Origin of the sequence: Conexibacter sp. S30A1 (genome assembly GCF_023330665.1) — a bacterium.
Taxonomy (GTDB): Bacteria; Actinomycetota; Thermoleophilia; order Solirubrobacterales; family Solirubrobacteraceae; genus Palsa-465.
This window is the reverse complement of record NZ_CP097127.1, coordinates 2,404,280-2,416,653: the sequence shown is the minus strand read 5'-3', so window position 1 is coordinate 2,416,653 and position 12,374 is coordinate 2,404,280. Positions and strand designations below refer to the sequence as shown.

Annotated in this window: 12 protein-coding genes; 7 read left to right on the top strand and 5 right to left on the bottom strand. The window is 70.0% G+C overall.

Annotated elements, in window-relative coordinates:
• Positions 1-3 precede the first annotated feature (3 nt).
• Positions 4-960 (top strand): metallophosphoesterase, encoded by a 957-nt coding sequence (locus tag M3M54_RS11660; RefSeq protein WP_249019218.1) that lies wholly within the window; start codon positions 4-6, stop codon positions 958-960.
• Between the two features lie 80 nt (positions 961-1,040).
• Here the strand turns inward: M3M54_RS11660 and M3M54_RS11655 are convergent, their stop codons facing one another.
• Genes M3M54_RS11655 through M3M54_RS11645 form a run of 3 tightly spaced genes read right to left on the bottom strand, consistent with a single transcriptional unit; the run spans position 1,041 to position 3,766 of the window.
• On the bottom strand, positions 1,041-2,372 hold the full coding sequence (locus M3M54_RS11655; RefSeq protein ID WP_249019217.1) for a M20 family metallopeptidase: 1,332 nt from the start codon (positions 2,370-2,372) through the stop codon (positions 1,041-1,043).
• A 60-nt stretch (positions 2,373-2,432) separates the two neighbouring features.
• On the bottom strand, positions 2,433-3,155 hold the full coding sequence (locus tag M3M54_RS11650; RefSeq protein WP_249019216.1) for an anti-sigma factor: 723 nt from the start codon (positions 3,153-3,155) through the stop codon (positions 2,433-2,435).
• Positions 3,152-3,766, bottom strand: a complete 615-nt coding sequence (locus tag M3M54_RS11645) for an RNA polymerase sigma factor (protein WP_249019215.1) — start codon at positions 3,764-3,766, stop codon at positions 3,152-3,154. Before M3M54_RS11645 ends, M3M54_RS11650 begins: the two co-directional genes overlap by 4 nt.
• Before the next feature lie 101 nt (positions 3,767-3,867).
• On the opposite strand from M3M54_RS11645, the gene M3M54_RS11640 reads away from it, so the two are divergent.
• Positions 3,868-4,377: a fasciclin domain-containing protein gene (locus M3M54_RS11640; protein ID WP_249019214.1), complete on the top strand. Its 510-nt coding sequence runs from the start codon at positions 3,868-3,870 to the stop codon at positions 4,375-4,377.
• 135 nt (positions 4,378-4,512) lie between these two features.
• On the opposite strand, the gene M3M54_RS11635 is transcribed toward M3M54_RS11640, so the two are convergent.
• The gene (locus tag M3M54_RS11635) at positions 4,513-5,220 is read right to left on the bottom strand and encodes an HAD hydrolase-like protein (protein WP_249019213.1); all 708 of its coding nucleotides are present in this window, start codon (positions 5,218-5,220) and stop codon (positions 4,513-4,515) included.
• Complete coding sequence (locus M3M54_RS11630) at positions 5,205-5,843, bottom strand: TetR/AcrR family transcriptional regulator (RefSeq protein WP_249019212.1); 639 nt, start codon at positions 5,841-5,843, stop codon at positions 5,205-5,207. The genes M3M54_RS11635 and M3M54_RS11630 overlap by 16 nt, the downstream gene beginning before the upstream one ends.
• Before the next feature lie 39 nt (positions 5,844-5,882).
• Between M3M54_RS11630 and M3M54_RS11625 the strand changes: the two genes are divergently transcribed.
• The 5 genes from M3M54_RS11625 (at position 5,883) to M3M54_RS11605 (ending at position 12,372) form a co-directional block, all read left to right on the top strand.
• A complete protein-coding gene (locus tag M3M54_RS11625; RefSeq protein WP_249019211.1) occupies positions 5,883-7,988 on the top strand; it encodes an MMPL family transporter in 2,106 nt (701 codons plus the stop codon).
• A 114-nt stretch (positions 7,989-8,102) separates the two neighbouring features.
• Complete coding sequence (gene dnaK, locus M3M54_RS11620; protein ID WP_249019210.1) at positions 8,103-10,028, top strand: molecular chaperone DnaK; 1,926 nt, start codon at positions 8,103-8,105, stop codon at positions 10,026-10,028.
• 2 nt (positions 10,029-10,030) lie between these two features.
• Positions 10,031-10,708, top strand: coding sequence for a nucleotide exchange factor GrpE (grpE, locus tag M3M54_RS11615; protein WP_249019209.1), 678 nt, complete (start codon positions 10,031-10,033; stop codon positions 10,706-10,708).
• Positions 10,709-10,723: 15 nt separating this feature from the next.
• On the top strand, positions 10,724-11,878 hold the full coding sequence (gene dnaJ, locus M3M54_RS11610) for a molecular chaperone DnaJ (protein WP_249019208.1): 1,155 nt from the start codon (positions 10,724-10,726) through the stop codon (positions 11,876-11,878).
• The gene (locus tag M3M54_RS11605) at positions 11,878-12,372 is read left to right on the top strand and encodes a heat shock protein transcriptional repressor HspR (protein WP_249019207.1); all 495 of its coding nucleotides are present in this window, start codon (positions 11,878-11,880) and stop codon (positions 12,370-12,372) included. Before dnaJ ends, M3M54_RS11605 begins: the two co-directional genes overlap by 1 nt.
• Positions 12,373-12,374: the final 2 nt, after the last annotated feature.

Here is a 12,374-nt window from a genome sequence, read left to right as displayed (position 1 = left end):
TCCGTGGCGACCCGCATCTACATAGCCAGCGACCTGCACGCCGCCGAGAAGGCCTGGCGCAAGTTCCTAAACGCGATCAAGGGCAACGTCTACCACGCCGACGTGGCGCTCTTGGCCGGCGATCTGACCGGCAAGGCGATCGTGCCGATCATCGCCTCCGGTGACACATATGAGACCGAGCTTTTGGGTGTGCGCCGCCGCGCCCGCGGCGAGCAGGAGCTCGCGACGCTGCGCCGTGACATCGCCGATGTCGGCTTCTACTCGTTTGTGACCAGCAGCGAGGAGGCCGGTCGCCTGGCCGGCGACGAGGCCGGTCGCGACGAGCTGCTCGAGCGGCTGATGACCGAGCGCGTGAACGAGTGGATGGCGCTTGCCACCGAGCGGCTGTCGGGCGGCTCGGTGCCGCTCTATCTGATCCCCGGCAACGACGACGAGTTCACGATCGATCAGGCGCTCGCGACGCCCGGCCACCTGCCGGTCAACGCCGACGGGCGCGTGCTCGACATCCCCGGCGGACTGCAGCTTTTGGCCAGCGGCTGGTCCAACAACACGCCCTGGAACACGCCGCGCGAGGAGTCGGAGGAGGCGCTCTATGCCCGCCTCGACGCCCTGGCCCAGCAGGTCCGCGACCCGCGGCGCGCGATCTTCATGATCCACGTGCCCCCGTATGACTCGGGGCTTGACGAGGCACCGCTGCTTGACGAGAACCTGCGCCCGACGATCTCCGCCGGTGATGTGCTGCGCGGCCCGGTCGGCTCAACCGCGGTGCGGCGGATCATCGAGGCCTATCAGCCGCTGCTCTCGGTGCACGGCCACATCCACGAGTCCGGCGGCGAGCGGCGGATCGGTGAGACGCTGGCGATCAACCCGGGCAGCGAGGCCAACCACGGAATTCTGCGCGGCTACCTGATCGACATCGGCAAGAAGGGCATCGAGCTCGCGCAGCGGGTTGAGGGCTGAGGACGCCTGCGCTGCTTGCCCGCGGGCCGCTGCCCGCGGGCAAGGGCCGTCGCGCGGACCGCACGCTGGCAGCTGAGCGCTCAGGCCAGGCCGCAGTGGCGCATCGCCGCGACCGCGAGCGCCTGCGCGCAGGCGATGAGGCCATCCACCGGGACGTGCTCATCGACCATGTGCGCGACGCTCACGCCGGAGGGGTCAAAGCCCGGCGGCCCGTAGCCGACCGCCGGGATGCCGGCCAGCTGGGTGAGCGTCGCCCCGTCAAACCACGAGTCAAGGCCGCCCAGCGCGCTGGGCCGCCCCACGTCGGCGCTGGCGGCGCGCAGCGTCGCGACGATCGGTTGGTGCTCGGAGGTTTCCATCGGCATCACCGGGTTCGGCCACCAGTCGAAGCTGGGCGGGTGCTCGGCCAGCCAGTCGTCGTGGGCGGCGCAGAAGGCGAGGATCCGCTCCTGTACCTCCCGGCGGACGTGTGCGCCGCCCCCGTCGGCGTCAGCCTGGACGGGCAGGAACATGACCGCGATCGTCAGCTCGCAGGAGGCCGGGTAGGTGACCGGCCATTCGCCGGCGCGCGCCATCGTCGCAAGCAGGCCCGGCGGCGAGAGGTACGGGTGCGCATGCTCGGGCCGCGTCTCCCATTCTGCGCGCAGCGCCGCGATCGCCTCGAGCACAACGGCCGCCTTGTCGATCGCGTTGACCGCGCCACCCTGGCGCCAGTCCGGCTGGCGCACCTCGGCGTGGCCGGGGCGGCCAGGGACATGGATCACGCCATACTCGGAGCCGCGGCAGGCTACCCAGGTGCGGAAGTTGGTCGGCTCGGTGACGATCGCGGCGTCCGCCCGCAGACCACGCGCAACAAGCGCGGTGCCGCCCGCCCCCGAGGACTCCTCGTCTGTGTTGGTGGCGAGCATCAGCTCGCCGCGCAGCCCGATGCCCAGTCGCGCGAGTGCCTCCGCCGCGAACACCATCGCCGCGACACCGCCCTTCATGTCGCAGGCCCCGCGCCCGTAGAGCCTGCCGTCGCGGACGGTGGGCGTGAACGGGTCGCTTGTCCAGGCCGCGCGAGGCTCGGCTGAGACCACGTCGATGTGGCCGTTGTAGATCAGCGATGCGCCGCCACCCGCGCCCGGGAAGCGGGCGATCAGCTGGGGCCTGCCCTCGAAGCTGAGCCCCGGCGGGACCATCGGCATGCCGGCGAGCGCCGCACCGTCGGGTTCCCAGAGGTCGATGCTCGCGCCCGCCGCCTGCAGGCGCTCGGCCAGCAGCTCCTGCAGCGCCGCTTCCTGGCGGGGCGGGTCGCCCACCTCGCGCGCGGTGGTGTCGAGCGCGATCAGGGCGCCGGCCAGCTCCACGAGCTCGTCTGAGCGCTCGCGAATCGCATCAGAGACCCGCTGTTCGAGCTCGCCGAGCGACATTCTGCGCACGCTACCGCAAGCCCTGACGGGGCGGGCGGTAAGCGGCCGGCGCGCCGCTGCTCAGGCCGGGATCGCGCCACGCAGCACGCTCTGCTGCGAGATCGCGCTGCCCGCACCCAGGCGTTGCACGGAGATGTCCAGGTAACGGTAGGCGTGGGGGTTGTCCGGCAGAAGCAGTCGCAGCGTACCGCTACCGCTCGCGCCCACCCGGAAGCTTGTGACGGGCACGAGCCGCGTGTAGCTGGTCATCAGCCACAGCTCGTAGTAGGTCCCGGGGGCCGAGCGCGGCAGCCCCTTGAGCGTGAGTGTCATGTGCGCACCACCGGTCATGTAGGCGACCGCGGTGCTGTGTGCGAGGCCGCTCGCGGGCAGCGGGGCGAGGACCACGTGCGGAGCTTGGCGCCCGGTCGCGGTGGTGCCCGAAGGGCTGCCCGATCCGGTCAGCGGATGGGTGAGCGAGCCGACGATGAAGGCGAGCGCCAGCGTTGCGCAGGCGAGCGCCACCGCTGCCCCTGGGACCGGTCCTAGCCACGACCGCCGGTGCGCACCGCGCGGCGCTCGTGCCGGTGTCGCCGCCAGCTCCGGCCAGGCGCGCTCGGGCAGCGCTCCCAGGATCGTCGCGATCCGCCGCATCTGCGCGGTTTCGTTATCCAGCTGGTCGCCGTCGTGTCCGGAGGTGGCGGCCGGCAGCCCGAGCTCCAGCTCCGCGGCTACGCGGGCCGCCGCCGCCCGTCGTGCACGCGACGTGTGGCGCCGTTTGATTGTCAGGCGTGGTGCGTTCATGGCTGGACTCCCAATCCCTCCTCCAGTTCTAGTAGCGAGCGCAGCTGGCAGAGACCCTTGACCATGCGGGCCTTGACCGTGCCCAGCGCGACGCCGGTGCTGTCGGCGATCTCCGTCTGCGACAGCCCCTCGTAAAAGCGCAGGCGTAGCAGCTCGGCCTCCTCGCGCGGCAGCCGCGCGAGGAGGCCCGCCATGCGCCACTGCTCGAGCAACTGGTCGATCTCGCTGTCGGCCTCCACGCCGGTCTCGAGCGTGTCGGTGGTCGGGTCAACGGGTTCGGGTGTGCGCCGGCGCAGCTCGTCGACCGCGCGCGAGCGCGCGATCGTGAGCAGCCAGGTGAGCAGGCCGGCGCGCTCGGGGTCGTAATCTGCGCCGCGCTGCCAGACCTCGAGCAGCACCTGCTGAAGCACGTCCTCCGCGGTCGCCGTGTTGCCCAGGATGTTGCTCAGGAAGCCGAGCAGCGCACGCCCGTGAGCCTCCATCACGTAGGCCATCGCCTCCGGCGCGCGCTCGCGCAGGGCCCTCACGGTGCGCTGGTCCTGGCGGCGGCGCTGACGCGCAGAGCCGGGGTCGCGGTGTGTGCTCAGTCTGGCTGTGCCGGAGAGGGCCATCTGGATGTATACGAGCGCGACGGGGCGATCGGTTGATCAACCGCACGGTGTGTTTGTCCGTATCCACAAATGCAACATCCAACAACTCCTGTGGAGGACAAATGAAGCGTCTACTGATCTCACTGGCCGCGGTCGCCGCGGTCGCTGTTCCTGTCGGGGCAATCGCTGCGCCAGGGCTGGCGCAGGCCTCGTCGATGATGAAGGCCAAGCCCAACATCGTCAAGCTGGCCGCGTCCGACCCGCAGCTGTCCACGCTGGTCTCGCTGATCAAGAAGGCTCACCTGGTGGGCGCACTCAGCCGCAAGACCAAGCTGACCGTGTTCGCCCCCACCAACGCGGCGTTCAAGCTCGTACCGAAGGCCACCCTCGCCAAGCTCGGCAAGGACAAGGCGCTGCTCGTCAAGGTGCTCGAGTACCACGTCGTCCCCGGTCTGTTCCCGGCGGCGAAGGTGGAGATGCTGCACTCGGCAAAGACGCTCGAGGGGCAGCTTGTCCACTTCAAGGTCAAGGGCGGGCACGTGTTCGTCAACAACGCCGAGGTGATCAAGGCCAACGTGATGGCGTCAAACGGCATCGTTCACATCATCAACCGGGTGCTGATCCCCGCCTGATCAAGTGAACGGGATCTGATCCGAGTCTCCGCGGACCCCCAGCCAAAACCGAGACTCGATCAGCGAGCTGGGGGCGGACACGTGACCAAGGCCCCGGTCGCTGTGTCCGCCCCCAGCGTTCGCTCGGCCGCACCGCTACAGGCCGAGCAGCGCCGGGAGCGCTCCCGGCGAGGCCACCAGCGCTGCGGCGCCGGCGGCGCGCAGCTCGGCTTCGCTGCCGACGCCCCACAGCACGCCGATCGTCGGCAGGCCGTGCTCACGCGCGCCGATCACGTCGTAGAGACGGTCGCCGACCATCACGGCGCGCCTGACCGCGGCCCGCTGCGTGAGTGTCTTGAGCGTCCGGCCGACGGTGGCGGCCTTTGGTTCGCTTGTGGCTTCGAGCCGGGGGCCGCAGATCGTTTCGAAGAACGCATCCAGGCCGAGCTCGTGCAGCATCTGTGCTGCGGTCGGTTCAGGCTTGGAGGTCGCAACCGCGAGGCGCGTGCGCCCATGCAGCCGCTTGAGAAGCTCGGCGATTCCGGGGTAGACGGTCGTCTCGGCGGCACCGTGGGCGGCGTAGTGCTCGCGGTAGCCGGCGACGATCGCCTCGACCAGCTCGTCTGGCACGCGCATGTGCTCGGTCAGGGTCTCGTGGATCGGCGGCCCCAGATAGCCGTGCAGCTCCGCCGCCGTACGCGGCGACAGGCCAACGGCCTCAAGGGCGTGGTTCATGGCGTGCACGAACGCCGCGCGCGAGTCGATCAGCGTCCCGTCGAGGTCGAACAGGACCGCGTCAGGATGCGCAAGGTCGGTCGCGGACCCAGCGGGCTCAGTGCCGGGGTCGATCACGCGCCAAACCACCCGCGTCGCACTAGCCCGGTGATCGTGGCGGCGGCGCTCGGCGCCGCCACGTTGCCGGCCACGATGTGGCGCCGCGCCGCGCCCAGCATCCCGAGCAGGAGGTCGGCCGCCAGCGTCGGCTCGAGCTCCGCGCGCAGCAGCCCGTCGGTGTCGGCCTGCCTCAGCGTGTCGGCCAGCAGTTCGCGCAGCGGCGCCATCTGGGCGGCCACTTCGCGGCGCACCGCGGGTGAGCCCGCCTCGGACTCCAGGTGGTCGACCGAAAGGCGGTGATCGCTGCTTGCAAAGAGCGTTGTCTGGGCGCTCACGAGCTCTTCGATGCGCGCCAGCGGGTCAGGGATTGCGCGGGCGCTGCGCACCAGCTCGGCGACGGAGGCGCCGATCTCCCGCCCGATCCAGGCGCTGAGCAACGCGTCCATGTCAGGGAAGTAGTGGTAGAGGGTCGCCCTCGAGATGCCCGCACGCGCGGCCACCGCGGACATGCTCATCGTCGTCATCCCGCGCTCGCGCAGCAGCTCGAAGGCCACCGTGAGGATGTGGTCGCGCTGGGCGGCGCGGTGCTCGTCGAGCGTGTCGGCCCAGCGGCTCGCGGCAAGGCCCTTTACAAGGTGTTCAGACTCTGACATAGTGTTGGGACTGTGACTGACCGTACTAGACGATACCCCTTGGAGGCGGCGCGCTCGCTGGGCGCCACGCTCGTATCCGTGATCATCGGCCGGCGGTCCCGGTGGCTCGTGCTTGTGCTGGCTGTCGCGCTCGTCGGCGTGGCCGGCCCGCTGGCCGGCAAGCTGGCGCCGCTGGAGGACAACTCGCCCACCAGTTTCCTGCCCGCGCACGCGGCCTCCACCGTCGTGACCACCTACCTCCTTGCGCACTCACGGGAATCGGGCAGCCCCGCCGTGGTGGTCTTCGCGGCGCCGGGGCGTCTTGGCGCCGCGGCGCTCGGGACGGTCGCGGCCGCGCGCCGCGCGCTCGCGGCGCGGGGGCTTGCGGGCGTCGGGAGCCCGGGCCCGGTGGTGGTCTCCCAAGATCGGCGGGCGGCTTACTTTGTGGTGCCGGTAGCGGCGCACGCCTCGGCTGCCACGAGCGCCAACGACGTGCTGGCGATGCGCAGGCTGCTCGAGCGCTTTGCGACCCCCGCGACCAGCGCCACGGCCGCCCGCGGGCTGCGCGTCGCCGTCGGCGGACCGGCCGGCGCCGCGGCGGACGCGCTGAACGCCTTCTCGGGCATCGACGGCAAGCTGCTGGGCGTGACCGTCGCGGTGGTCGCGCTGATCCTGCTCTTGGTCTACCGAAGCCCCGTGCTCTGGCTGGTGCCGCTGGTCTCGGTCCTGTTTGCCGCCGGGTGGTCTCAGGGCGTCGCCTATCTGCTGGCCAAGGCCGGTTTCGTGATCAACGGCATGACGGTCGGCATCCTCACGGTGCTGGTCTTTGGCGCCGGCACCGACTACGCGCTTTTGTTGCTTGCCCGCTACCGAGAGGAGCTGCGTCGCCACGAGCGCACGAGCGATGCCATGGCGGTGGCGCTGCGCCGCAGCGCGCCGGCGATCCTCGCCTCCGGGCTGACCGTCGTGCTCGCGCTGATCTGCCTGCTCTTGGCGCGGCTCAACGACATCGCCGCGCTCGGTCCGGCGTGCGCCGGCGGCATCCTCTGCGCACTGATGGCGCAGCTGGTGGTGCTGCCGGCGCTGCTGCTGGCGCTGGGACGGCGCGTGTTCTGGCCCTTCATACCGCGGCCCAGTGCAGAGTACGCGGCGGGCGGCGGACTGTGGGAGAGGATCGCCGGCTCGATCCCGGGCCACCGGCGCGCGATCTGGGTTGTGGTGACGGCTGTGCTGGCCGTCGGCGCGCTTGGCCTCATCGCCTACCGCGGTGGTGTGAGCCAGCAGAACGGGTTCCGTGGCCGCGTCGGTTCGGTCGCCGCTCAGCAGATCCTGGCCGCCAACTTCGCCGCGGGTACGGCAGCGCCAGCGGAGATCCTGGTGCGGCCTGCGGCTGGCGCCGCCGCAGCGGCGGCGGCAAGCGCGACGCCCGGCGTGAAATTCGTCTCCAAGCCCGTCGCGGTTGGCACGGGGGCGCGCCTCATAGACGCCACGCTCGCGGCCGCGCCCACATCGGTTGCGGCTCAGCGCACCGTGGTTGCGCTGCGCCGCAGGCTCGTGCACGCCGTCGGCCAGCGGGCGTTGGTGGGCGGCGAGACCGCGACCAACGTCGACCTGGCCGCGGCCGCCAGCCATGATCGCGAGCTGTTGCTGCCCGTGATCCTGGCTGTGGTGATGGTGATGCTGGGAGTGCTGCTCTCCTCGCTGGTGGCACCGCTTTTGCTGGTCGCCACGGTGCTGCTCTCCTACGCGGGATCGCTCGGGGTCTCGGCGCTGGTCTTCCGCTACATCTTCGCCTTCCCGGGATTTGACCCGACGGTGCCGATCCTCGGTTTCGTCTTCCTGGTCGCCCTGGGGGTGGATTACAACGTCTTTCTGATGGCGCGCGTCAAGGAGGAGGCGCGGGCCGGCACGACCGCGGCCGTGACCCGTGGCCTGGCGGTCACCGGCGGCGTGATCACCTCGGCCGGTGTCGTGCTTGCGGCCACCTTTGCGGTGCTCGGCGTGCTGCCGCTGATCGCGCTCACGGAGGTCGGCTTCCTGGTCGCCTTCGGGGTGCTCGTGGACACCGTGCTGGTCCGTTCAGCTTTGGTGCCGGCGCTCGCGATCGACGTCGGCTCCTGGCTGTGGTGGCCGGGTGAGCTGGCGCGCCGCGGCCGCGGCACCTAGCCCACGCGGCGCTCCGGTGTGTGGCCGCGAACCGCGACGGTGACCCGACGCCTTCGTAGATCTGCTATGTTCTGGCTTAGATTTTTGTGAGCTAACAGGAGCAGAACGAACGCGATGGGCAAGACAATCGGTATCGACCTCGGCACTACCAACAGCTGCATGGCAGTGCTTGAGGGTGGCGACCCCACGGTGATCGAGAACGCCGAGGGCGGTCGCACCACCCCGTCCGTGGTCGCTTTCACACAGGGCGGCGAGCGTCTGGTCGGCACAGTCGCCAAGCGCCAGGCCGTCACCAACCCGCAGAACACGATCTTCTCGATCAAGCGCTTCATGGGCCGCAAGGAGGCCGAGGTGCACGACGAGGAGGCGATCGTCCCCTACAAGGTCACCTCTGGGCCCGGCGGTGACGTGCGCGTGGACGTCGAGGGCAAGCAGTACTCGCCGCCGGAGATCAGCGCGATGATCCTCGCCAAGCTCAAGGCCGACGCCGAGGCCTATCTCGGCGAGACCGTCGACAGCGCCGTGATCACGGTCCCCGCCTACTTCAACGACGACCAGCGTCAGGCGACCAAGGACGCCGGCACGATCGCCGGCCTCGAGGTCAAGCGCATCATCAACGAGCCCACCGCGGCCTCGCTCGCCTATGGCCTGGACAAGGAATCGGATCAGACGATCCTCGTCTTCGATCTGGGCGGCGGCACCTTCGATGTGTCCGTGCTCGAGATCGGCGACGGCGTCTTTGAGGTGAAGTCCACCGCCGGTGACAACCACCTGGGTGGCGACAACTTCGACAAGGCGATCGTGGACTGGCTGGTCGCGGAGTTCAAGCGGTCACAGGGACTGGACCTGTCCGCCGACCCGATGGCCCTGCAGCGCCTCTACGAGGCGGCGGAGCGCGCCAAGATCGAGCTCTCGACCACGCAGGAGTCGCAGATCAACCTGCCGTTCATCACCGCCGACTCAAGCGGCCCCAAGCATCTGGACATGCGCCTGACGCGTGCCAAGCTAAACGAGCTGACCGCCGCTCTGGTCGAGCGCACCGTGGCACCTGTGCGCCAGGCGCTCGACGACGCCAAGGAGAAGGGCGCCGGCAAGATCGACCACGTTGTCATGGTCGGCGGCATGACTCGCATGCCGGCTGTGCAGGAGAAGGTCAAGGAGCTCACCGGCAAGGAACCTCACCGCGGTGTGAACCCTGACGAGGTCGTTGCCGTTGGCGCCGCGATCCAGGCTGGCGTGCTGGCCGGCGAGGTCAAGGACGTGCTGCTTCTGGACGTCACGCCGCTGACGCTCGGGATCGAGACCAAGGGCGGCGTGATGACCAAGCTGATTGAGCGCAACACGACGATCCCGACGCGCAAGTCAGAGGTCTTCTCAACCGCTGAGGACAACCAGCCGAGCGTGGAGATCCACGTGCTGCAGGGCGAGCGCGAGATGGCTCACTACAACAAGTCACTCGGCAAGTTCCAGCTCACCGGGATCCCGCCGGCGCCGCGTGGCGTGCCGCAGATCGAGGTCGCCTTTGACATCGATGCCAACGGCATCCTCAACGTGTCGGCCAAGGATCTTGGCACCGGCAAGGAGCAGAAGATCGAGATCCGCTCCGGTTCCGGGTTGTCGGATGACGAGATCAAGCGGATGGTGCATGACGCCGAGTCTCACGCCGACGACGACCGTCGCCAGCGCGAGCTGGCCGAAGCCCGCAACGAGGCCGAGCACGCCGCCTACCAGGCCGAGCGGCAGCTCAAGGACCTGGGCGACCAGGTGGACGACGCCTCGCGCAGCGAGATCGAGGCTGGGATCAAGGCGGTCCGCGACGCGCTCACCGGCGAGGATGCGGCCGAGATCCGCAACCGCCGCGACGCGCTGAACGCCTCCTTCCACAAGGTCTCGGAGGCCATGTATCAGCGTGCGCAGGAGCAGGCTGCGAGCGCCGGTGGCGCACCTGACTTTGACGGTGACGCCAGCTCAAGCAACGGCTCGAGCGGCGCCGAGGACGAGGATGTCGTCGACGCCGAAGTGGTTGACGAGGGCCGCTAGCGATGACGGCACAGGAGCGTTCAGAGGAAGCCGTCGAGCTGACCGACGCGAGCCTGGATCAGGACGAGATGGAGGAGGCGGCGCCCGCTGGCGCCGCCTCCGAGCAGGCTGACGCCGCACCCTCCACGGACGGCGAGGCGTTGCCGCCCGTGGCTGATGCCCAGACACTGGCAGCAGATCACGCAGCCGCGGAGCAGCCCGGGCTGGAGTCCGAGCCTGAGCCCGAGCTCGGGCTCGACGAGTTGACCGCCAAGGCGCAGCGGGCCGATGAGTATCTGGCGCTCGCCCAGCGTACCCAGGCTGACTTTGAGAACTACCGCAAGCGCGCCGCCCGTGAGGCGGCCGCCGCCCAGGAACGTGGGGTGGCCAAGCTCGTCAAGGAGCTGCTGCCGGCGATCGACAACCTCGACCGGGCGCTGAAGGCAGCCGCGGTTGATGACGACTCGCAGCTGGCGGTCGGTATCCGCCTGGTGCACACGGATCTGCTGGCGGCGCTGGCGCGTGTCGGCGTTGAGCCGTTCTCGCCCGACGGCGAGCAGTTCGACCCGCAGCTGCACGAGGCCGTTGCCCAGCAGCCGGTGGATGGTCTGGAGTCGGGGCTCGTGGCCGAGGTGTTCCAGCAGGGCTTCCGCCTGGGCGACAGCGTGCTGCGCCCGGCGCGCGTGCTCGTGGCGGCCTGAGCGGGGGAAGGCGCGATGCCCGAGCGTCCCGACTACTACAAGGTTCTAGGCGTCGGCAAGAACGCGACCGACGAGGAGATCAAGAAGGCCTACCGTAAGCTCGCGCGCCGCTATCACCCCGACCGCAACTCCGGCGACAAGCAGGCGGAGGAGCGCTTCAAGGAGATCTCACAGGCACACGACGTGCTCTCTGACCCGGAGAAGCGCAAGGCCTACGACCGTGGCGGCATGTTCGCGGGGATCGGAGCCAACGGTGGCTTTGACCCGTCGGCGTTCGCCTCAAACTTCAACGCCGGCGGTGGCTTTGGCGACATCCTCTCGAACCTGTTCGGCGGCGGTGGCGGCACGGCCGCCGGGTCCGCCCGCCAGCGCAGCGGGCAGCGCCCGCCGCAGGCGCGCGGCCGCGACCTTGAGACCGAGGTGCGGCTCAGCTTCGACCAGGCCATGCACGGTGCGCAGGTGTCGATCTCGGTCCCGACCTCGAAGCCCTGCCCGACCTGCAACGGCTCGGGGGCACGGCCCGGCACGAGCCCAAAGGTCTGCCCGGTCTGCAACGGGCGCGGTGTGCAGCCACAGAGCCAGGGGATCTTCTCGATCAACCAGCCCTGCCCCAACTGCCATGGCTCGGGCACGGTGATCGAGCACCCATGCCCCACCTGTGAGGGTACGGGCGCGCAGCACAGCGTCCGGCGTCTGCGGGTCAACATCCCCGCCGGCGTGCGCGACGGCAGCCGTATCAAGGTTGCCGGCAAGGGTGAGGCGGGCGTGCGGGGCGTGCCCCCCGGAGACCTGTACGTGATCACGCGCGTGGCCGAGTCGCCGATCTTCAAGCGCCATGGCGACAACCTCGAGGTGGAGGTGCCGCTGAGCATCCCCGAGGCGATCCGCGGCGCTGTGATCGAGGTGCCGACCCTGAGCGGCTCAAAGCGCCTGCGCGTGGCGCCCGGCACCAAGCACGGCACGGTCCAGCGGCTGCGCGGTGAGGGTCCGCCACATCTCAGCGGCAAGGGCCGGGGTGACCTCCGCTACCGCTTCGTGATCGATGTGCCCGCCAGCCTCTCGCGCGAGCAGAGCGAGGCCGTTGAGCGCCTGTCGCAGGTGATCGACGGCGATCCGCGGGCGGCACTGTTTCCCGATGGCAGGCCGCGTGAGAAGGCGGGTGAGCGCTGATGGCTGATGACCGCGCGCGGACACAGGCCGGTGCGCAGCAGGCCCCGGAACCCTCGGCGCGCGATGGCGTGCGCATCCGCGGGCAGGCTCGGATCGAGGTTGCCTCCGATCGTGGCGTGTTCATGATCTCGGTCGCCGCCGAGCTTGCCGGCATGCACCCGCAAACCCTGCGGATGTACGAGTCACGTGGCCTGATCGAGCCCAAGCGTTCGCCCAAGGGTACGCGCCTGTACTCCCACGCCGACGTTGAACGCCTGCGCCGCATCCAGGAGATGACCGCCGAGCTCGGCCTCAACCTCGCCGGTGTGGAGCGCGTCTTCGAGCTCGAGACGATGCTCGATCTGATGTCCCGCAAGGTCGCGGCCCTTGAGCGCCGCGCCAGCGAGCTGACCGCCGAGGTGCAGCGGCTCGAGGCGTTACGCCGCGAGCTGCGCGCCGAGATCGTCCCGTACGTTCGCGGCGGTGCGCTCGTGCACATCTCCCGCCGCCCTTGAAG